The sequence below is a fragment of the Planotetraspora thailandica genome (assembly GCF_016863335.1).
In the GTDB taxonomy this organism is placed as follows: domain Bacteria; phylum Actinomycetota; class Actinomycetes; order Streptosporangiales; family Streptosporangiaceae; genus Planotetraspora; species Planotetraspora thailandica.
Map to the genome: position 1 here is coordinate 228,679 of NZ_BOOR01000025.1, position 19,530 is coordinate 248,208.

The window sequence follows — 19,530 nt, forward strand, 5'->3', positions numbered from 1 at the left end:
GTGGACGCCGTGCCGTACGAGGACTAGTTCTTGGGCGGGATCGGGATGCCGCCGGGACGCACCGTGGGCTTGGGATAGCGCAGGGGGCGGATCTGCAGGGCCCGCATCGCGGCGTAGAAGCCGACGCCCTTGAGGTTCTCGTCGGGGAACTTCGCCGCCGCCTCCTTTTTCACCTTGTTGGAGGTGTAGAGGGAGCTCGGGATCACCAGCACCAGCACCAGCGGCACGGAGACGCTGTAGACGGCCAGCACGATGCTGCGGACCTCGACGGGGAACGGCAGCATCGACAGGATCATGATCCCCAGCATCACGGGCAGGAAGTACTGCCCCGGCAGGCGCCGCGAGTCGACCCATTCGCGCGCGAACTTGCGCGCGGGGCCGCGGTCACGCGGCTGCAGGTACCGCTCTTCTCCCCGCAGCATGCCTTCCCGCGCACGGGTCCGGTCCGCCCTGTCGCGATCACGCTGGAGGCGGTAGGCCTCCTTGCGATTGGAGGGCGCGGTCATGGGCGAGCGGCGGCGGCCCTGTGACTCGCTCCGCTTCGGGGTGGGACGCCCCTTGCCCGGAGTCGTCCCTAGCTTAGGATCAGTTACAGGGACGGGGGAGTCCACAGGGGTCTGGATACGGCGTCGGAACACGCCGCCCAGCCTACCGGGAGTGCAACTTAGTGACGCCCTCGCGCGTTATGCGTAGGGTGAACCCAGGCGGCTGAGCCGCTTATCGGAGGGCTGGAACGGCTGGGGTCACCCACGCACAACCTTGAGAAGGGGACGGCCGACGCGCATGAGCGTGATGAAGAGACTTTCCATGATCTTCAAGTCCAAGGCCAACAAGGCTTTGGACAAGATGGAGGATCCGCGGGAAACCCTTGACTACTCCTACCAGCGGCAACTGGAGCTGTTGCAGAAGGTCCGCAGGGGCGTCGCCGACGTGGCCACCAGCCGCAAGCGGGTCGAATTGCAGATCAACCAGCTTGAAGGCCAGGCCGCGAAGCTGGAGAGCCAGGGCAGGCAGGCCCTTTCCGCCGGACGGGAGGACCTCGCGCGCGAGGCGCTCAGCCGGCGCAACGGGGTGAACACGCAGATCGCGGACCTCCGCATCCAGTACAGCAACCTTCAGGGTGAGGAGGAGAAGCTCACCCTCGCCAGCCAGCGCTTGCAGACCAAGGTGGACACCTTCCGCACGAAGAAGGAGACCATCAAGGCCACCTACACGGCGGCCGAGGCGCAGACGCGGATCAACGAGGCGTTCTCCGGCATCTCCGAGGAGATGGGCGACGTCGGCCTGGCGATCCAGCGTGCCGAGGACAAGACGGCCCAGATGGAGGCGCGGGCCGGGGCGATCGACGAGCTTCTCGCCAGCGGCGCGCTCGACGACTTCACCGGGCAGCGTGACGACATCCAGGCCGAGCTCGACCGCATGGGCGGCGGCTCCGACGTGGAGCTCGAGATCGCCAAGATGAAGGCGGAGCTGGGCCAGGGCCCGGCGCCCAAGAGCGCCATCGAGGCCGGCCAGCCCGGTCAGGCCGGGCAGCCCGTCCAGCAGCCCCAGCAGTACCGGCAGGGGGAGGGCCTGTGATCGTTCGCATCATGGGAGAGGGACAGGTCGAGATCGGCACGGCCGACATCGACGTCCTCAACTCCCTCGACGTGGAGCTTGAGGCGGCCATCGAGTCCGATGACGAGGACGTCTTCCGGACCAAGCTGCACGCGCTCCTGGAGAAGGTCCGCCAGGTGGGCAAGGCCCTGCCCGACGACTCTCTCGAGCCCTCCGAGCTGATCCTCCCGCCGGCGGACGCGTCCATCGAGGAGGTGCGGGAAATGCTCGGCGACACCGGGCTCATCCCCGGCTGATGTCTCGCACAAGGTTCGCCCCCGACCGTGGTCTGTCGGCACGGATGACCGTGACGATCTTCCTGCTCGGGTTGCTCTATGTGGCCTTCATGGCCATTTTGATCGCCGTGGGCGTCCAGGCCGTGACGGTCCTGGTGATCGCTGCCGGCCTCCTGCTCGTGCAGTACTTCTTCTCCGACAAGATCGCGTTGTTCGCGATGCACGGGCGGGAGGTCTCTCCCGAGGAGGCCCCCGAGCTTCACGGCATCATCGACCGGCTGAGCGCCATGGCCGACATGCCGAAACCGCGGGTGGCGATCGCGGATTCCGACATGCCGAACGCGTTCGCCACCGGCCGCAATCAGAAGAACGCGGTCGTCTGCGTGACGACGGGCATCATGCGCCGCCTGGACGCGAGCGAGCTGGAAGGCGTGCTCGCCCACGAGATGTCGCACGTCGCCCACCGTGATGTCGCCGTCATGACGATCGCCTCGTTCCTCGGCATCGTGGCCGGTCTCATGACCCGGTTCGCGCTCTACACCGGCCTCGGCGGCCGCAGGGACAGTAACAACGGCCCGCCGATCGGGCTGATCATCTTCCTGGTGTCCGCCCTCGTCTACGCCGTCAGCTTCCTGCTGACCCGGGCGCTGTCGCGTTACCGGGAGCTCGCGGCCGACCGGGCGGGCGCCCTGCTCACGCAGCGGCCCTCGGCCCTGGCGAGCGCGCTGGTCAAGGTCAGCGGGGACATTGCGCGCATCCCGACGAGCGACCTGCGCCAGGCCCAGCCGTTCAACGCGTTCTACTTCACCCCCGCGCTGTCCGGGCAGAGCGTCGCCTCCCTGTTCTCCACGCATCCCTCGCTGGAGCGCAGGCTCGACCAGCTGGCGAAGATCTCCGCCACTCTGGGGCGCTGATGGGCTGGCTGGATGCGCTTCTCGGCCGTACGAAGCCCGCGAAGCCGGATCTCGACGCGTTGTTCGCTCTGCCGTCCGCGGCCGTGACCTTGCAGGCTGCCACGGGCTTCACGCCCGCGGGAGCGGGGTCGGTGGCGTTCCGCGCCGCGGAGGGCGGCGCGTTCGCCCAGCTGGAAAGGGACGTCAAGGACCTGCTGGGCAGGGTCGAGGTGTCCGAGGACACCTACGGCTACACGTGGCTGCTGGTCCGGGGCGACGACGTGTCGACCGTGGTCACCGACCTTCACGCGGTGAACTCGTCCCTGGAGTCCGCCGGGTTCGGCCCGTCGCTGCTGTGCTCGCTCGTGACGTTCGCCGACCCGGCCGGGCGTACGCTCGCGCTCGTCTACCTCTACAAGCAGGGCACGTTCTATCCGTTCGCGCCCGCCGGCGGCACCCGCCGCGACAACGCGCTCGAGCTGCAGGTGCGCGGCGCCATCGAGGGCGAGCTCAGGATCGAGCCGGACCTGTCGCGCTGGTTCCCCGTCTGGGGCGCCCCCGGCCTGTGACGCCTTCCTGACCCGCCTCGCCGTACGGGGACGATCCCGGTACGGCGAGGCAGGCGATCGTCACGGAAGCGCCAGCATGCGGTCGAGCGCGACCTTCGCCCAGTGCGTGGTGTCGGGGTCCACGGTGATCTGGTTGACGACCTCGCCGGCCGCCAGCGACTCCAGCGCCCAGACCAGATGCGGCAGGTCGATCCGGTTCATGGTCGAGCAGTAGCACACGGTCCTGTCCAGGAACGTGACCGTCTTGTCCGGGAACATCTGGCCGAGGCGCTTGACCAGGTTGAGCTCGGTGCCGACGGCCCACGACGACCCGGCGGGCGCCTCCTGGAGGGTTCGGATGATGTACTCCGTCGATCCCACGTAGTCGGCCTTGGTGACGACCTCGTGGCGGCACTCCGGGTGCACCAGCACGTTGACCCCCGGGATGCGGGCGCGCACGTCGTCGACGCATTCGGCGGTGAACCTGCCGTGGACCGAGCAGTGGCCCTTCCACAGGATCATCTTGGCGTTCTCGAGCTGCTCGCGGGTGAGCCCGCCGTTAGGGCGGTGCGGGTTGTAGACGACGCAATCGTCCAGCGACAGGCCCATCTCCAGGACGGCGGTGTTGCGCCCCAGGTGCTGGTCGGGCAGGAACAGCACCTTCTCGCCCTGCTCGAACGCCCATTCCAGCGCCCGCCTGGCGTTGGACGAGGTGCACACGGCGCCGCCGTGCCGTCCGCAGAAGGCCTTGATGTCGGCGCTGGAGTTCATGTAGGTGATCGGGACCACGCCCGAGGCGATCCCGGCGTCTTCCAGCACGTCCCAGCAGTCCTCGACCTGGTTGAAGGTCGCCATGTCGGCCATGGAGCAGCCCGCCGCCAGGTCGGGGAGCACGACCTTCTGGGCGTCGCCGGTGAGGATGTCGGCGGACTCTGCCATGAAGTGCACGCCGCAGAAGACGATGTATTCGGCCTCGGGCCGCGCCGCCGCGTCACGTGCCAGCTTGAAGGAGTCACCGGTCACGTCCGCGAACTGGATGACCTCGTCGCGCTGATAGTGGTGCCCGAGCACGAACAACCGGTCGCCGAGCCGTTCCTTGGCCGCGCGGGCGCGTTCCACCAGGGCCGGGTCGGACGCGGGCGGGAGGTCTCCCGGGCACTCCACGCCACGCTCGCTGTGCGGGTCCGCGCCCTGGCCGAGAACGAAGAGCGGAAGCCCGGTCTCGGAGATCGTCACGGATCACACCCCCTTCGGGGACTTATCGTCGAACTGACGACTAATGATTACACATGCGCCGTGCCATGAACGGAGGGGGTGTGGGAATGGGGGCGAACCAGGGCTTTCCGGAATCCGGTGGCCCACGCAGGAATGTGTATCGATCGGCGGGTGTTGGTAGCGTCTTAGTAGGACGTCGAAATCAATCGGCCGCTCCGAGCGGGCGGCCGGCGCAGACGCGGGAGTCAGCACATGACGGTTGAGAGCAGCGAGACGACGCAGCAGGGAATCATCCTGACTGACGCCGCCGCCGCCAAGGTCAAGAGCCTGCTCGAGCAGCAGGGCGAGGAAGGACTGCAGCTTCGCGTCGCGGTCCAGCCGGGTGGCTGTTCCGGCCTTCGCTACCAGCTCTTCTTCGACGACCGCTCCATGGACGGCGACGTCGTTTCGGACTTCGGCGGCGTGGGCGTCGTCACCGACCGGATGAGCGCGCCGTACCTCGTCGGGGCGACGGTGGACTTCGTGGACACCATCGAGAAGCAGGGCTTCACCATCGACAACCCCAACGCCACCGGCTCGTGCGCCTGCGGCGACTCCTTCAGCTAATCGAGCCGCCCGCCCCGGCGACGGGGAGGGCGTGACATGAGCGGACAGGCCGGACGCCCTACCAGGGGCGGCCGCCGAGTTCACGCGACCTGACCGGCCCCGTACGGACATCCGTACGGGGCCGTCGTCGTCTTCCACGGTAAGCTCGACAGGTTCGGCAAGATTGCCTTTCTATCCCCGAGATGCTGACAACGAGGAGATCGACCCCGTGCGCATCGCCATTACCGGCTCCATCGCCACCGACCATCTGATGACTTTCCCCGGCCGCTTCGGCGATCAGCTGATCGCCGAACAGCTCGACCGGGTCTCGCTGTCGTTCCTCGTGGACGATCTGCAGATACGCCGTGGCGGGTGCGCCGCCAACATCTCCTTCGGCATGGGCTGCCTCGGTCTGACCCCCATCCTCGTGGGAGCGGTGGGCTCCGACTTCGCCGACTACCGGTCGTGGCTGGAGCGCCACGGGGTGGACTGCGCCTCCATCCACGTCTCCGAGCTGCACCACACGGCCCGTTTCCTGTGCACCACCGACGACGATCACAACCAGATCGCCTCGTTCTACACAGGCGCGATGGCCGAGGCCCGCCTGATCGAGCTCGGCCCGATCGCCGAGCGTCTCGGCGCGCTCGACCTGGTGCTGGTGAGCCCCAACGACCCCGAGGCGATGCTCAGGCACACCGGTGAGGCCCGCACCCGCGGCATCCCGTTCGCGGCCGACCCCTCACAGCAGCTCGCCCGGATGGGCGGCGACGACATCCGTCAGCTCGTCGACGGTGCGGCCTACCTGTTCAGCAACGACTACGAGCTCGGCCTGATCGGTCAGAAGACCGGCTGGTCGGACGAGGAGATCCTCAGCCGGGTCGGCGTCCGCGTCACCACGCTCGGCCCCAAGGGCGTCAGGATCGACCGCGAGGGCGAGCCGTCGCTGCACGTGTCACCCGCGCCTGAGCGTGGCAAGGCCGACCCGACGGGCGTCGGCGACGCGTTCCGTGCCGGTTTCCTGTCCGGCCTGGCCTGGGGCCTGCCGCTGGAGCGCTGCGGCCAGATCGGCAACCTGACGGCCACCCACGTCCTTGAGCGGGTCGGCGGCCAGGAGTACGAACTCGGCCAGCAGGTCTTCCTGGAGCGCTTCGGCGCGGCGTACGGCCAGGCCGCCGCGGACGAGGTGGCCGAGCACATCCGCTGCCACTACGCCTGACGGCGGCTCCGCCGGCCCTGGCCCAATAGTCGGCCCAGTAGTCGGCTCAGTAGTTGCGCCGCACGTGGATCGACCAGCCGCCCTGCGGCAGCTCGTAGGTGTCCACATGGGCGTGCGACTTGAGACGGCACCAGGCGGGGATGTCGGTGAACGCGGCGGGGTCGTCGGCCAGCACGGCGACCACGCCGCCCAGGGACACGGAGTTGATCTGCTCCGCGAGCATGATGATCGGGATGGGGCACTTGCGGCCCAGCGCGTCGATGGTCAGGTCGGCCGCGGGCTCGGCCCGCACCGGAGCCTGAGGAGCCTCGTGCGCCTCACGCGGTGAGGTCTCCTGCGTGCCCCCGCCACCCGACCGCCTGCGCCACATCAGTGCACTCCCAAACTCGACCGGATCCTGCGCACCACGTCCGGAAGCACGGCGAGAAAACGATCGACGTCGCTCTCGGACACGCCACGGGGCAGCGATACCCGGACGTTCCCGTGGGTAAGCACACCCATCGCCTCCAGAACATGCGATGGGCGAAGCGTACTCGCCGTGCACGAGCTTCCGGACGAGATAGAGAAGCCGGACTTATCCAGTTCGGTCAGAAGTGCCTCACCTTCCACGTAAAGGCAGGAGAACGTCACGAGGTGCGCCAGGCGCCGCACCGGGTCGCCGATGACCTCCACGTCGGGGACCAGGCGGGGCACCTCGCGGCGGATCCTTTCGACCAGCGCCGACAGGCGGGGGCCCTCCTCGGCCTCCTCGGCCGCCCTCGCGCGCAGCGCGGCCGCGGCGGCCACGATCGCCGGCACGTTCTCGAACCCGGGCACCCTGCGGTGCTCCCGCTCGTCCTCCGGGTACGGCGAGCGCCACCGGGTGCCTTTGCGGATCGCGAGCACGCCGACTCCGGCGGGCCCGCCCCACTTGTGCGCGCTGGCCGTCAGGACCGACCAGCCGCCGGGCACCGGCAGCCGGCCGGCCGACTGGGCGGCGTCCACCAGGAGCGGCACACCCGCGGCCTGGGCGGCCTCGGCCGCCTCGGGGACGGGCTGGAGGGTCCCGACCTCGTGATTGGCGGTCTGGAGGCACGCGAGGGCCGTGCCGGGGCGGGACAGGGCCGCGGCGAACGCGCCTGCGTCCACCCGTCCGGTGATGTCGACGCCGGCCGTCTCCACCTCGCCGCCCTCACGCTCGTGGGCCGCGGCGGCGTTCAGCACGCTCGAATGTTCGACGGCGCCCGTCACCATGCGGCGGCCGATCCTGCGGCGTCCCTGGAGGGTTCCCAGCACGCCCAGATGGATCGCCTGGGTGCCTGAAGAGGTGAAGGAGACCTCGTCGGGACGGGCGCCCAAAATCTCCGCCACATCGGCCCGCGCTTGATCGAGTAACATCTGGGCGCGACGAGCCGTGCCGTACAGGCGAGCCGGGTCGGCCCAGCCGGCCTCGAGCGCGGCCATGAAGGCGTCACGGGCCGCTGGGTGGAGGGGTTCGGTCGAAGCCGCGTCCAAGTAGGCCACGGTTAGGACACTAACGGGGGCTGCTCGGAGGGGCATGGCCGGTCCACGCTAATGTGTCCCCCAGCGTGAAGTCGTTGAGATAAAGGGGAAACCGGCGAGAAGGAAGTGCCGGTTGCCCTTAAAACGTGAAATGTGAAGAACCGCCCAGGAGAGGGACTTCTGGGCTTCATCTGTGGGGTAGGCGATCCGTGAGTCCGACCCGCCGTACGACACGGCGACCGTTGGCCCGCCGCCGGTTGACCGGCGTCGTCGCCGTGGGGCTGGTGCTGGCGAGCGCAACGGCGTGTAGCAGCGAGGCCGCCGACCAGTGGCGGCGTGGGGGGATGCCCGAGGGCATCACCCAGCAGTCGACCATCATCCAGACGGCGTGGATCGGAGCCTGGATCGCGGCGCTCGCCACCGGCGTGGTCGTGTGGGGCCTGATCCTGTGGGCGGTCGCGTTCCACCGTAAGAAGAAGAACTCCCCGGACCGGTTGCCTCCGCAGGTGCGGTACAACCTGCCGATCGAGATCCTCTACACGGTCGTTCCGGTGATCATGGTCGCGGTGTTCTTCTACTTCACCGCGCGTGACGAAACCGAGATCATGAAGGTCGACGGCAACGCCCCCGTCAAGGTGGCCGTCGAGGGTTACCAGTGGAGCTGGCGCTTCACCACGGACTTCCAGGGCCAGAAGGTGGTCACCGCCGGTGTCCCCGTGGACCTGAGCAAGCAGAACGTGCAGACCCCGCAGGGTCCCCAGCTCGTGCTGCCGGAGAACACCAAGATCCAGTTCGACCTTCACTCGGCGGACGTCATCCACTCGTTCTGGGTGCCGGCGTTCCTCTTCAAGGAGGACGTGTTCCCCGGGAACGTGCACAACAAGTTCGAGATCACGACGCTCAACAAGACGGGCGTCTTCTTCGGCCGCTGCGCTGAGCTCTGTGGTGTCGACCACAGCAGGATGCTGTTCTCCGTGAAGCTCGTGCCGCAGGCGGAATTCGACCAGTACATCAAGACCCAGGCGGGGAGTGCGCAGTGACCGCCATCCAGGAACCGGTCCGCGTCGCGGCGCGGCCGTACACCAAGGGTTCGGTCATCGCCAAGTGGCTGTCCTCGACCGACCACAAGGTGATCGGGCACCTCTACCTGATCACATCGTTCGTGTTCTTCCTGATCGGCGGCGTCATGGCGCTGGTCATGCGGGCCGAGCTCGCCCAGCCGGGCCTGCAGTTCGTGTCGAACGAGCAGTTCAACCAGCTGTTCACGATGCACGGCACGATCATGCTGCTGATGTTCGCGACGCCGCTGTTCGCCGGCTTCGCCAACGAGCTCATGCCGCTGCAGATCGGCGCCCCTGACGTCGCGTTCCCGCGGCTGAACATGGTGAGCTACTGGCTCTACCTGTTCGGCAGCACGATCGCGGTCAGTGGCTTCTTCACCCCCGGCGGTGCCGCGGCGTTCGGCTGGACGGCCTACGCCCCGCTGTCGAACGCGGTGACCTCGCCCGGCCTCGGCGGTGACCTGTGGGTCCTCGGCCTGGCGCTGTCGGGTCTCGGCACGATCCTCGGTGCTGTCAACTTCATCACCACGATCATCACCATGCGGGCTCCCGGCATGACGATGTTCCGGATGCCGATCTTCACCTGGAACATCCTGCTCACCAGCATCCTGGTCCTGATCGCGTTCCCGGTGCTCGCGGCCGCGCTGCTGGCCCTGGAGGCCGACCGGAAGCTCGGGGCGCACATCTTCGACTCGCCCACGGGCGGCCCGATGTTGTGGCAGCACCTCTTCTGGTTCTTCGGCCACCCCGAGGTGTACATCATCGCCCTGCCGTTCTTCGGCATCATCACCGAGATCCTGCCGGTCTTCAGCCGCAAGCCCGTCTTCGGCTACATCGGCCTCGTCGGCGCGACCATCGCGATCGCCGGCCTGTCGGTCACGGTCTGGGCGCACCACATGTTCGTCACCGGCCAGGTGCTGCTGCCGTTCTTCTCCTTCATGACGTTCCTCATCGCGGTGCCCACCGGGGTGAAGTTCTTCAACTGGATCGGCACCATGTGGCGCGGGCATCTGGTGTTCCACACGCCGATGCTCTTCGCCGTGGGCTTCCTGGTCACCTTCCTGTTCGGCGGTCTGACCGGCGTCATCCTGGCCTCCCCGCCGCTGGACTTCCAGCTCAGCGACAGCTACTTCGTCGTCGCCCACTTCCACTACGTGGTCTTCGGCACCGTCGTGTTCGCGATGTTCGCGGGCTTCTACTTCTGGTGGCCCAAGTTCACCGGGAGGATGCTCAACGACAAGCTGGGCAAGTTCCACTTCTGGACGCTGTTCTTCGGCTTCCACCTGACCTTCCTGGTGCAGCACTGGCTGGGCGTCATCGGCTTCCCCCGGCGCTACGCCGACTACTCGGCGGCCGACGGCTTCACCGACCTGAACATGATCTCGTCGGTGGGAGCCTTCCTGCTGGGTGCCTCCACACTGCCCTTCCTGTACAACGTGTGGCGGACCTGGAAGACCGCTCCGAAGGTCACCGTCGACGACCCGTGGGGCTTCGGCGGCTCGCTGGAGTGGGCCACCTCGTGCCCGCCGCCGCGTCACAACTTCACCTCGCTGCCGCGGATCAGGTCTGAGCGTCCCGCGTTCGACCTCAAGTACCCGCATCTCGCGAGCAACCCTGAGTTGGAGGACGCCCGATGAAGATCCAGGGCTGGATGTTCCTGCTCTGCGGCCTCTTCTTCGCCGCCGCAGACGTCGTCTACTGGTTCTGGTCCAAGGAGCCGACCGGCACCACGGCCATGGCGATCTCCGTCGGCCTGGCCTTCATGATCGGTTACTACCTGCTGTTCACGGCCCGCCGCATCGGCGACCAGCCGGAGGACAACAAGCAGGCGGAGATCAGCGACGGAGCCGGTGAGCTGGGCTTCTTCAGCCCGTCCAGCTGGTGGCCGCTGTTCCTGTGCCTGTCGGCCGCGCTGACCTTCTTCGGGTTCGCCATCGGCTGGTGGCTGTTCTTCATCGGGCTCTTCGCCACGATCATGAGCGCCATCGGGTTCGTCTTCCAGTACTACCGGGGGAACTTCTCCCACTGATCCACCTCGCACACGGCCGGTCGACGCACATGTTGACCGGCCTTGTCGTTTTTTGTGTCGCTTTTTGCGTGTCGTCTTTTTGCCGGGAATCAGGCCACTCGGGTGCAGGGCCTGAAAGTGATCAGGGAATAACGGCTACAAACTGATCACGGCGGGGGGAGATCGACGTGCGCGCTGGTGCAGGGGCCCTGGCCCTCCTCATGGCGACCGGTTGTTCAGCGTCCGCGGTTCAGGACGCGGACGAGTCGGCATCCAAGACCACGATCACCATCACCCCCCTCAACGGGTCGCACGACCTGGCGCCCGAACTCCCCATCACCGTGGGAGCCACGGCGGGAACCCTGAAGAACGTCACCGTGCGGGCCGGAGGACAGCCTGTGGCGGGCGTTTACAGCGCCGACCGTACACAGTGGCGCAGCGAGCGTCCGATGTCTCCTGGGCTGTCCTACAGCGTCTCGGCGGTGGCCGCCCAGCCCGGCGGGGGCACCGTCGAGCGGTCCAGCACCTTCTCCACGACCAAGGCCACGTCGACCTTCGGCATCGACACCCTGCTGCCCAACAAGGACACCGGCTTCACGGTGGGCGTGGGCATGCCGATCATGATCACGTTCGACAAGCCCGTGAAGGACCGGGTCTCGATCGAGCGCAACCTCTTCGTGGAGGCCTCCAAGCCGGTCGAGGGGGCCTGGCACTGGTTCGACGACAAGAACATCGTCTTCCGGCCCAAGGAGTACTGGCCGGCGCACACGAAGGTCCGCTTCGTCGCCCGGCTGGCCGGCGTGCGCGGCGCCGACGGCATGTACGGCAAGCAGGACTACTCCAGGGACTTCACGATCGGCCGTTCGCAGATCAGCGTGGGCAACACGCAGACCCACTACATGAAGATCGATCGGGACGGCAAGCAGATCAAGAACATGCCGATCAGCGCGGGCATGGGCGGCGCCATGCGGCACCACACGACCAGCGGCATCCACCTGGCGATGTCCCGTGAGGACGTGACCGTGATGACGTCCCCGGACGCCGGCCCCGGTCAGGCCGGCTACTACCAGACGACCGTCTACGACACCGTGCGGATCTCCAACAGCGGAGAGTATGTCCACGGGGCGCCGTGGTCGGTGGGGGACCAGGGCAACTCCAACGTCAGCCACGGTTGCGTGAACGTCAGCCCCGCGAACGCGAAGTGGTTCAAGGAGAACACCCTGATCGGTGACCCGATCATCATCGAGGGCACGCCGCGGAAGCTGGAGCCCACCAACGGCTGGGGCCACTGGCAGGAGAGCTGGGGCGACTGGCTCAAGTGGAGCCGCCTGCGGGCCGACATGACCGGTCAGCTGACCTGATCGCGCCCGGCCGTACGAGAGCGTGGGGAAAGCGAAGGGCCCGGGCGGGGAGATCCCGCCCGGGCCCTTCAGCGACAACCGGTGATGCTCAGTGGCCGTCCTTGTGGCCGTCGGAGTGGTCGCCGGCCCCGATGGCCGCGTGCTCCTCGTGACCGTGGCCCTCCTCGAGAGGGATGTGGTCCGTGCCGTACGCCTGGCTCATCTTCGAGCGGAGCCGTCCGAGGGCGGTGCGGGCACCCTTCGGCGGGATGCCGTCGGTGTCCTCGCCGCTCTCGACGACCGGGATCTCCTTCTTGCCGCGGATGTGGTCGGCGATGTCCTCCATCGGGGGCGTGTGGACCTCGATGTATTCGCCGTGCGGCAGGCGCTTGATGACGCCGGACTCCACACCGTGGGACAGCATGGCCTGGTCGCTGCGCTGCAGGCCGATGCAGATCCGGTAGGTGACGAAGTAGGCGATCGCCGGGACGATGAAGATGGCGAACCGGCCGACGATCGTCGTCTCGTACAGGCTGATGTGGAAGTTGGCCGAGATCTCGTCGTTGGCGCCGAGCAGCCACAGCACGCCGTAGAACGTGATGCCCGTGAAGCCGATCGCGGTGCGGTGCGGGTTGTTGCGCGGACGGTCGGCGATGTGGTGCTCGCGCCGGTCGCCCGTGACCCATTGCTCGATGAACGGATACAGCGCCAGGCCGGTCATGACGATGCCCAGCGGCACCAGGGCGGGGATCAGCACGCTCAGCGACACCGTGTGATCCAGGAAGTTGATCTCCCAGGAGGGCATCAGGCGCAGCGAGCCTTCCAGGAAGCCCATGTAGAAGTCGGGCTGGCTTCCTGCCGAGATGTCCGCCGGCGTGTAGGGACCGAACAGCCAGATCGGGTTGATCTGGGCGAACGTTCCCAGCAGTGCGATGACGGCGAACGTGAACAGGGTGAACGCGCCCGCCTTGGCCATGAAGGCCGGGTAGAACGGCGCCCCCACCACGTTCTTCTCGCTGCGGCCGGTGCCCGGCATCTGCGTGTGCTTCTGCACCCACATCAGGATCATGTGGGCCGAGATCAGCGCCAGCAGGATGCCCGGGATCAGCAGGATGTGGATCGTGAAGAACCGCGAGATCACGTCGTGCCCGGGGTACTCGCCCCCGAACAGCAGGAACGTGAGGTAGGTGCCGACCACCGGGATGCCCAGCATGACGCCCTCAGTGATCCGCAGACCGGCACCGGAGAGCAGGTCGTCGGGGAGGGAGTAGCCGGTGAGGCCCTCCAGCAGCGCCAGCGTGAGCAGCCCGACGCCGATCAGCCAGTTCAGCTCGCGCGGCTTGCGGTAGGCGCCGGTGAAGAACACGCGGAGCATGTGGACCATCATGCCCGCGATGAACAGCAGCGCCGCCCAGTGGTGGATCTGCCGGATCAGCAGGCCGCCGCGCACGTCGAAGCTGATGTTCAGCGCCGAGGCGTAGGCCTCGGACATCTTCACGCCCACCAGTGGCTGGTAGGAGCCCGAGTAGACGACCTCACCCATGCTGGGCTTGAACCACAACGTCAGGAACGTGCCGGTCAGCAGCAGGATGATGAACGAGTAGAGCGCGATCTCACCCAGCAGGAACGACCAGTGGTCCGGGAAGATCTTCCTCATGTTGCGCTTGAGGAAGCTCCCCGCGCCGAGGCGGTCGTCGAGGAAGGTGGAGACCCCTGCGATGGGCTTGGGAGTGGTGTCCATCACGCCTTCTGCTCCCTTGCTTCCGCTTCGGCGTCGCCGCGCTCCCAGAAGCTGGGCCCGACGGGCACCTTGAAGTCGGACTTGGCGATGAGGTAGCCCTCGCTGTCGATGCCGATGGGCAGCTGCGGCAGCGGCCGGGCGGCAGGACCGAAGATGACCTTGGCGCCGTCGGCCGCGTCGAACGTCGACTGGTGGCAGGGGCAGAGGATGTGGTGCGTCGTCTGCTCGTACAGCGCCGCCGGGCAGCCCACGTGTGTGCAGATCTTGGAGTACGCGACGATGCCGTCGTGCGTCCAGTTGAGGTTCGTGCCCGACTTGAGCTCGTCGGGGCGGAACTTGAGCAGGATCAGCGTGGCCTTGGCCAGCGCGTTCAGGTCCTCCTCATAGCCCTCGGGGACGACCGACAGGATGCCGCCGGGGGAGTCGAAGTCCGCGGCGCGGATCGGCTGACCGGTGCCCTCGACGACGAGGCGGCGGGGCTTGCCGTCCTTGGTCGGGGCGCCCCACACCGTGTGCCGCAGCGCGGTGCCAGGCAGCGGGCCGAGGTCCTTGAGGAGCACCAGCGGGGCCAGGCCCAGCGGTGCCGCGGCCAGCAGGAGCGTACGGCGCAGCATCTTGTGCTTGACGAAGCCGCTCTCGCCCGCGCCCTGCAGGAACGTCTCCTCGACGTACTCCGCGGTCTCGGGCTCGGAGGCCATGGGGTGGCGCTCCTGCACGAGGTTGTACTTCGGCATGATCCGCCGGACCCACACCGTGATGCCCGCGGCGAGCGACAGCAGGGCGATGCTGAGGGAGCTGCCGAGGGCGTAGTTGGAGGCCGCGGTCTTGTCGATCGTGCCGACCTGGAAGATCACGTAGGAGGCGATGAACGCCACCCCGGCCAGGAAGGTGATGGTGAACAACAGCGCGACGACCCGCTCCGCCTTGCGGGCGGAGATCGGGTCGGGCGGGATGACCCCGGGAACGTCCTTCACCTCGTGGACGGGCTCGCCCCCGAGGATCGGGCCGTTGGAGGGCGGGGTGCCGATGACGCGCGCCGGCACGCGGCCCTCAGGCTGATCGTTGATGTTGTCTGTCATGCCTTCGCCCGTCGCTTCTTAGCGGTGATCCAGATGGCGGCCAGGATGAGAAGGCTGAGCCCCACGACCCACGCGACGAGTCCCTCGGTCACGGGTCCGATGCGGCCCAGACCGGAGCCGCCCGGGTCGACCTGCGAACGGACGTGCGTGATGTAGGCGATCATGTCCCGCTTCTTGTCGGGCGTGATGATCGAGTCGTTGAAGACCGGCATCGCCTGCGGGCCGGTCACCATGGCCTCGTAGATCTGGGTCGGCGTCGCCGGGTTGAGCGGGGGAGCGTACTTCCCGTAGGTGAGCGCGCCGCCGGCACCGACGAAGTTGTGGCACTGGATGCAGTTGGCCCGGAAGAGCTCGCCGCCCTTGGCCGGGTCGCCCATGGTGGGGTCGACCTGTTCGGCGGTCGGCCGGGTCGGGCCGCCGCCCAGCGACTGCACGAAGGCCGCGAGGTCGCCGATCGTCTCCTCGTTGACCCACTCGGCCGTAGGCTTGCGGGCGGCCTGCGGGCCCGCGTCCGCCGCCGGCATGCGGCCGCTGCTGACCTGGAAGTCCACGGCCGCCGCGCCGACGCCGACCAGCGTCGGGGCCTTGGCGGTGCCCTCGGCGTTCAAGCCGTGGCAGCTGGCGCAGTGAGCCACGAACAGGCTCTTGCCCTGGGCCACGTCGTCGGCCTTACCCGACGCTATCGCCGCGTCCGCGTTGCTGCTGCCGGGCCCGGCTACGGCGTAACCTCCGCCGAGCAGGCCGAGGGCGAGAGCCACGACGGCATATCGCGCGAGAGGATGGCGCCGTCGGGCGGTGATGGAGTTCACCGAAATTCCCGTTCCGATCATTTGATGATGTAGATGGTCGCGAAAAGGCCGATCCAGACCACGTCCACGAAGTGCCAGTAGTAGGACACGACGATCGCGGCGGTCTTCTGCTCAGTGGTCAGGCGCTTCGCGGCGTACGTGCGTCCCAGGAGGAACAGGAACGCGATCAGGCCACCCGTGACGTGCAGGCCGTGGAAACCCGTGGTCAGGTAAAACACTGAGTCGTACGGCGAGTGCGAAAGAACATGACCTTCTTCCGCGAGGTTCGCGTACTCCCAAAGCTGACCGCCCACGAAGAAGGCGCCCATCAAGAAGCTGACGATGTACCAGAAACGCAGCTTCTTGACGTCGCCCCGCTCCACGGCCCAAACGCCCAGCTGGCAGGTGACACTCGACAGGACCAGGACGGTCGTGTTGACGGTCGCGAACGGGACGTTGAGGTGCGCCTCAGGCCAGGGAAGGTGCTCCCCGAGGCTGACCGACCGGATGGTGAAGTACATCGCGAACAGCGCCGCGAAGAACATGAGCTCAGAGGACAGCCACACGATCGTCCCGACCTGAACGAGGTTCGGCCGGTTGTACGCGTGTGGTCTCGTCGTCGTAGTAATTGCGGATGCTGTCGCCACGGGCAGCATTATTGCGGCTCTGGGGGGCGGGTCGCCGCACGACCCCCCGTTAGGGGTCGTCGCAGCCCAGAAAACGGGCATCTCACAGCAATAACCCCGGGACTACGCGCCTGGCGGCCACGCCGGTAGCATCACGATGACCATACCCCGCGATTCGACAGTGAGCGTGACATGAGGGTTCTCGTCTACAGCGACGACGCAGGCACCCGGGAGAAGGTGCGACTGGCCATCGGACGGCGTCCCGCCGCGGACGTGCCGCTGGTCGAGATCGTCGAGTGCGCGACTCAGCCCGCGGTGATCAAGCTGCTCGACTCCGGCGACATCGACGTGGCCGTCCTGGACGGCGAAGCCGTGCCGGCCGGAGGCATGGGCGTGGCCCGGCAGGCCAAGGACGAGGTGCACAACTGCCCGCCGATCCTTCTGCTGGTCGCCCGCCGCGACGACCGTTGGCTGGCCAACTGGTCCCGCGCCGACGCCGTGGTGGCGCAGCCGATCGACCCCGTCGTCCTCGCCGAGACGACCGCCGACCTCATGCGCCGTCGCCTCAGCCTCACCGGCACGAATGATTCCGTCTGACATCTGACCTCGCGGAGCCCGCCCATGGACACGCGCACCACCTGGCCCACACTGTTGAACGCCCTGCTCTCCGGTGAAGACCTGACGTCGGAGGAGACGTCGTGGGCCATGGCGGAGATCATGTCCGGCACGGCGACGTCCGTGCAGATCGCCGCCTTCGTGGTCGCGCTGCGGGCCAAGGGCGAGACGGTGGCCGAGGTGACCGGACTCGCCCGCACCATGCTCGAGCGGGCCACCCCGCTGTCGGTGGAGGGGCCCGTCCTCGACATCGTCGGCACCGGCGGAGACCGGGCCCACACGGTCAACGTCTCGACCATGGCCGCGATCGTCGCGGCGGCCGCGGGCGCCCGGGTCGTCAAGCACGGCAACCGGGCGGCCAGCTCCCTGTGCGGGGCCGCCGACGTCCTGGAGCACCTCGGCGTCACGCTGGACCTCGCGCCCGAGGTCACCGCCAGGGTGGCCGTGGAGGCGGGCATCGCCTTCTGCTTCGCGCCGGTGTACCACCCCGCGCTGCGGTTCGCCGGGCCAGCCCGCAAGGAACTTGGCGTGCCGACGGTCTTCAACTTCCTCGGCCCGCTGACCAACCCGGCCAGGCCGTCGGCGCAGGCCATCGGCGTCTACGACACCCGGATGCTGCCGGTGGTCGCCGGAGTGTTCGCCGAGCGCGGCGTCTCGGCGCTGGTCTTCCGCGGCGAGGACGGCCTCGACGAGCTGTCGACCGCGGCGCCGTCCACCGTCTTCGTGGTCAAGAACGGCACCGCGACACGGACGATGTTCGACCCCGCGGAGATCGGCGTGCCGCGCTCGCAGCCAGGCGATCTGCGGGGCGGCGATGTGGAGTTCAACGCGGCCGCCGTGCACGACCTCGTGCGGGGCAAGACCGGCCCGGTGCGCGACGCGGTGCTGCTCAACGCCGCCGCGGCGCTGGTCGCCCTCGACGGGCCCGGCGACGACCTCGCGTCGGATATCGGTACGGCGCTCGCCCGCGCGGCCGAGGCGGTCGACTCCGGCCGGGCCCAGGAGACGCTCGACCGCTGGGTCGAGGTCAGCCGTTCCCTGAAGCCCTAGCCGGGTCTGTCCGGCGAGGTGAGCGCCGGGTGGCGTCAGCCGACCTGCTGGGCGGCGCCGTTCCACACCGGCGGCGCGTAGCCGGCCGGTTTGTCGCCGATGCCGAGTCCTGGACTCACGATCCAGGACTGGTACTCCGGGGTGAACATCGCGTACGGCGAGGCCGCCGGCGGCGCACCGGCCTCGTCGAGCCTGCGGCGGGCCTCCTGAGGAATCTCGAAGTCGAGGGAGGCCAGGTTGCCGTCCAGCTGCTCGGTGCTGCTCGCCCCGATGATCACCGACCCGACGGCGGGCTGGGTCGCCACCCAGTTGATCGCGACCTGGGCCATGCTCCGGCCCAGATCGGCGGCCACGCTCTCGAGCGTTTCGATCACCTGCCAGTCACGGTCGCCGATCGGCCGCTGATTCTCACCGATGCCGAGCCGTCCCGCGCCGCTCAGGCCGCCTTCGGTCCGCCGGTATTTGCCGGTGAGCAGCCCTCCGCCGATCGGGCTCCACGCGGTGAGCCCGAGCCCCAGAGACTGCGCCATCGGCACGAACTCCGGCTCGATGCCGCGGGCGATCAGGGAGTACGGCAACTGCAGGTTGATCATCGGGGTCAACGCGTGGGCCTCGGCGAAGCTCTGCGCCCGGGCGGCGTACCAGGCCGGCACGTCGGACAGTCCGGCGTACCGGATCTTGCCGGCGCGCACCAGATCGTCGAAGGTGCGCACCACCTCTTCGACGGGGGTGATCCGGTCCCAGGTGTGGAGCAGGTACAGGTCGAGGTAGTCGGTATCGAGCCGGCGCAGCGAGGCCTCCAGCGCGCGGATCATGTGTTTGCGGCCGTTGCCGCTCGCGTTGGGGTCGCTAGGGTCGATGCTGTTGGTGAACTTGCTGGTCAGCACGAGCCGGTCGCGCACCCCGGCGGAGGCGATCAGCCGGCCGAGGATGTGCTCGCTCTCGCCGGCGGTGTAGAAGTCGGCCGTGTCGACGAAGTTTCCTCCCGCCTCCAGGTAGCGGCGGAAGATGGGTTCGGCCTCCGCCTCGGTCTTGCCGTATGCCGCGTGGAAGCCGCTGGTGCCGAAGTTCATCGTGCCCAGCGCCAGCCGGCTCACCCGCAGCCCGGACCGGCCCAGCAGGTAGTAGTCGTTCATGGTCATGTGCCCCTCAACATGCCTTTTGCCTGATCGGCCAAGTTTGGACCGACTGGTCCACAACCGTGCCACGTTGATAATGGACCGTCAAGTCCAAATTGTGAGTGGCGCTTCCCACGGATGTGAGTGGGCCCCTATGCCTGGGTCGTGCACCTTGCCGGCCACGGCCTGTGGGGGTCTCCGGGCCTGGCAGTGCATGATCACGAAATGCGTCACCGCAGGCCGGAGTGCATTTCTTCGAACTACTGCATGATCACGATATGGATCGGCGCAGGTCGGGGGGCCTGCCCCCGAACTTCTGCATGATCACCACAA

General features: G+C 67.9%; 21 protein-coding genes. 12 read left to right on the forward strand and 9 right to left on the reverse strand.

Annotated elements, in window-relative coordinates; translation table 11 throughout:
- Positions 1–23 precede the first annotated feature (23 nt).
- Complete coding sequence (locus Pth03_RS18865) at positions 24–638, reverse strand: DUF3043 domain-containing protein (RefSeq protein WP_203945606.1); 615 nt, start codon at positions 636–638, stop codon at positions 24–26.
- Positions 639–783: 145 nt separating this feature from the next.
- Here Pth03_RS18865 and Pth03_RS18870 point away from each other — a divergent pair, with 145 nt between their 5' ends.
- The 4 genes from Pth03_RS18870 to pspAB are packed head-to-tail and all read left to right on the forward strand — an operon-like array spanning position 784 to position 3,294.
- Positions 784–1,578, forward strand: a complete 795-nt coding sequence (locus Pth03_RS18870) for a PspA/IM30 family protein (protein WP_203945607.1) — start codon at positions 784–786, stop codon at positions 1,576–1,578.
- The gene (pspAA, locus tag Pth03_RS18875; RefSeq protein WP_203945608.1) at positions 1,575–1,853 is read left to right on the forward strand and encodes a PspA-associated protein PspAA; all 279 of its coding nucleotides are present in this window, start codon (positions 1,575–1,577) and stop codon (positions 1,851–1,853) included. The genes Pth03_RS18870 and pspAA overlap by 4 nt, the downstream gene beginning before the upstream one ends.
- Positions 1,853–2,746, forward strand: a complete 894-nt coding sequence (gene htpX, locus Pth03_RS18880) for a zinc metalloprotease HtpX (RefSeq protein ID WP_203945609.1) — start codon at positions 1,853–1,855, stop codon at positions 2,744–2,746. Before pspAA ends, htpX begins: the two co-directional genes overlap by 1 nt.
- A complete protein-coding gene (gene pspAB / locus Pth03_RS18885) occupies positions 2,746–3,294 on the forward strand; it encodes a PspA-associated protein PspAB (protein WP_203945610.1) in 549 nt (182 codons plus the stop codon). Before htpX ends, pspAB begins: the two co-directional genes overlap by 1 nt.
- Before the next feature lie 60 nt (positions 3,295–3,354).
- Here pspAB and nadA read toward each other — a convergent pair whose 3' ends face one another.
- Positions 3,355–4,509 carry a quinolinate synthase NadA gene (nadA, locus tag Pth03_RS18890; RefSeq protein WP_203945611.1) on the reverse strand — a complete coding sequence of 385 codons (1,155 nt, stop codon included), beginning with the start codon at positions 4,507–4,509 and terminating at the stop codon, positions 3,355–3,357.
- 231 nt (positions 4,510–4,740) lie between these two features.
- Between nadA and erpA the strand changes: the two genes are divergently transcribed.
- Together erpA and Pth03_RS18900 are read left to right on the forward strand one after the other, a co-directional pair.
- Entirely contained in the window at positions 4,741–5,094 is a 354-nt protein-coding gene (erpA, locus tag Pth03_RS18895; protein WP_203945612.1) for an iron-sulfur cluster insertion protein ErpA, read from the forward strand.
- Positions 5,095–5,302: 208 nt separating this feature from the next.
- Positions 5,303–6,289 carry a carbohydrate kinase family protein gene (locus Pth03_RS18900; protein WP_203945613.1) on the forward strand — a complete coding sequence of 329 codons (987 nt, stop codon included), beginning with the start codon at positions 5,303–5,305 and terminating at the stop codon, positions 6,287–6,289.
- A gap of 46 nt (positions 6,290–6,335) precedes the next feature.
- On the opposite strand, the gene Pth03_RS18905 is transcribed toward Pth03_RS18900, so the two are convergent.
- Both Pth03_RS18905 and Pth03_RS18910 read right to left on the reverse strand, forming a co-directional pair.
- On the reverse strand, positions 6,336–6,659 hold the full coding sequence (locus tag Pth03_RS18905) for a sulfurtransferase TusA family protein (RefSeq protein ID WP_203945614.1): 324 nt from the start codon (positions 6,657–6,659) through the stop codon (positions 6,336–6,338).
- Positions 6,659–7,792, reverse strand: a complete 1,134-nt coding sequence (locus Pth03_RS18910) for a cysteine desulfurase family protein (protein ID WP_239119159.1) — start codon at positions 7,790–7,792, stop codon at positions 6,659–6,661. The genes Pth03_RS18905 and Pth03_RS18910 overlap by 1 nt, the downstream gene beginning before the upstream one ends.
- A 188-nt stretch (positions 7,793–7,980) precedes the next feature.
- Between Pth03_RS18910 and ctaC the strand changes: the two genes are divergently transcribed.
- The 4 genes from ctaC to Pth03_RS18930 all read left to right on the forward strand — a co-directional run bounded on the left by ctaC (position 7,981) and on the right by Pth03_RS18930 (position 12,201).
- Positions 7,981–8,811: an aa3-type cytochrome oxidase subunit II gene (gene ctaC / locus Pth03_RS18915; RefSeq protein ID WP_203945616.1), complete on the forward strand. Its 831-nt coding sequence runs from the start codon at positions 7,981–7,983 to the stop codon at positions 8,809–8,811.
- On the forward strand, positions 8,808–10,469 hold the full coding sequence (gene ctaD / locus Pth03_RS18920; protein ID WP_203945617.1) for an aa3-type cytochrome oxidase subunit I: 1,662 nt from the start codon (positions 8,808–8,810) through the stop codon (positions 10,467–10,469). Before ctaC ends, ctaD begins: the two co-directional genes overlap by 4 nt.
- Positions 10,466–10,861 (forward strand): cytochrome c oxidase subunit 4, encoded by a 396-nt coding sequence (locus Pth03_RS18925; protein WP_203945618.1) that lies wholly within the window; start codon positions 10,466–10,468, stop codon positions 10,859–10,861. The genes ctaD and Pth03_RS18925 overlap by 4 nt, the downstream gene beginning before the upstream one ends.
- 167 nt (positions 10,862–11,028) lie before the next feature.
- Positions 11,029–12,201, forward strand: coding sequence for a L,D-transpeptidase (locus Pth03_RS18930; RefSeq protein WP_239119160.1), 1,173 nt, complete (start codon positions 11,029–11,031; stop codon positions 12,199–12,201).
- A gap of 88 nt (positions 12,202–12,289) precedes the next feature.
- Here the strand turns inward: Pth03_RS18930 and qcrB are convergent, their stop codons facing one another.
- Genes qcrB through ctaE form a run of 4 tightly spaced genes read right to left on the reverse strand, consistent with a single transcriptional unit; the run spans position 12,290 to position 16,444 of the window.
- Positions 12,290–13,921: a cytochrome bc1 complex cytochrome b subunit gene (qcrB, locus tag Pth03_RS18935; protein WP_203945654.1), complete on the reverse strand. Its 1,632-nt coding sequence runs from the start codon at positions 13,919–13,921 to the stop codon at positions 12,290–12,292.
- Positions 13,921–15,000: a cytochrome bc1 complex Rieske iron-sulfur subunit gene (gene qcrA / locus Pth03_RS18940; RefSeq protein ID WP_203945619.1), complete on the reverse strand. Its 1,080-nt coding sequence runs from the start codon at positions 14,998–15,000 to the stop codon at positions 13,921–13,923. Before qcrA ends, qcrB begins: the two co-directional genes overlap by 1 nt.
- Positions 14,997–15,809, reverse strand: a complete 813-nt coding sequence (qcrC, locus tag Pth03_RS18945; protein ID WP_203945620.1) for a cytochrome bc1 complex diheme cytochrome c subunit — start codon at positions 15,807–15,809, stop codon at positions 14,997–14,999. Before qcrC ends, qcrA begins: the two co-directional genes overlap by 4 nt.
- Before the next feature lie 17 nt (positions 15,810–15,826).
- Complete coding sequence (ctaE, locus tag Pth03_RS18950) at positions 15,827–16,444, reverse strand: aa3-type cytochrome oxidase subunit III (protein WP_203945621.1); 618 nt, start codon at positions 16,442–16,444, stop codon at positions 15,827–15,829.
- A gap of 162 nt (positions 16,445–16,606) precedes the next feature.
- Here ctaE and Pth03_RS18955 point away from each other — a divergent pair, with 162 nt between their 5' ends.
- Entirely contained in the window at positions 16,607–17,011 is a 405-nt protein-coding gene (locus Pth03_RS18955; RefSeq protein WP_203945622.1) for a hypothetical protein, read from the forward strand.
- Positions 17,012–17,035: 24 nt separating this feature from the next.
- Positions 17,036–18,079, forward strand: a complete 1,044-nt coding sequence (trpD, locus tag Pth03_RS18960; protein ID WP_203945623.1) for an anthranilate phosphoribosyltransferase — start codon at positions 17,036–17,038, stop codon at positions 18,077–18,079.
- A 35-nt stretch (positions 18,080–18,114) separates the two neighbouring features.
- Here trpD and Pth03_RS18965 read toward each other — a convergent pair whose 3' ends face one another.
- Positions 18,115–19,221, reverse strand: a complete 1,107-nt coding sequence (locus Pth03_RS18965) for an aldo/keto reductase (protein WP_203945624.1) — start codon at positions 19,219–19,221, stop codon at positions 18,115–18,117.
- Positions 19,222–19,530: the final 309 nt, after the last annotated feature.

Excerpts from the sequence above, each read along its gene's own strand:
- Pth03_RS18870 (WP_203945607.1), top strand. The coding sequence starts at position 784 with ATGAGCGTGATGAAGAGACTTTCCATGATCTTCAAGTCCAAGGCCAAC.
- htpX (WP_203945609.1), top strand. The coding sequence starts at position 1,853 with ATGTCTCGCACAAGGTTCGCCCCCGACCGTGGTCTGTCGGCACGGATG.
- pspAB (WP_203945610.1), top strand. The coding sequence starts at position 2,746 with ATGGGCTGGCTGGATGCGCTTCTCGGCCGTACGAAGCCCGCGAAGCCG.
- erpA (WP_203945612.1), top strand. The coding sequence starts at position 4,741 with ATGACGGTTGAGAGCAGCGAGACGACGCAGCAGGGAATCATCCTGACT.
- Pth03_RS18905 (WP_203945614.1), bottom strand. The coding sequence starts at position 6,659 with ATGTGGCGCAGGCGGTCGGGTGGCGGGGGCACGCAGGAGACCTCACCG.
- Pth03_RS18925 (WP_203945618.1), top strand. The coding sequence starts at position 10,466 with ATGAAGATCCAGGGCTGGATGTTCCTGCTCTGCGGCCTCTTCTTCGCC.
- qcrB (WP_203945654.1), bottom strand. The coding sequence starts at position 13,921 with ATGGACACCACTCCCAAGCCCATCGCAGGGGTCTCCACCTTCCTCGAC.
- qcrA (WP_203945619.1), bottom strand. The coding sequence starts at position 15,000 with ATGACAGACAACATCAACGATCAGCCTGAGGGCCGCGTGCCGGCGCGC.
- ctaE (WP_203945621.1), bottom strand. The coding sequence starts at position 16,444 with ATGCTGCCCGTGGCGACAGCATCCGCAATTACTACGACGACGAGACCA.
- Pth03_RS18955 (WP_203945622.1), top strand. The coding sequence starts at position 16,607 with ATGAGGGTTCTCGTCTACAGCGACGACGCAGGCACCCGGGAGAAGGTG.
- trpD (WP_203945623.1), top strand. The coding sequence starts at position 17,036 with ATGGACACGCGCACCACCTGGCCCACACTGTTGAACGCCCTGCTCTCC.
- Pth03_RS18965 (WP_203945624.1), bottom strand. The coding sequence starts at position 19,221 with ATGACCATGAACGACTACTACCTGCTGGGCCGGTCCGGGCTGCGGGTG.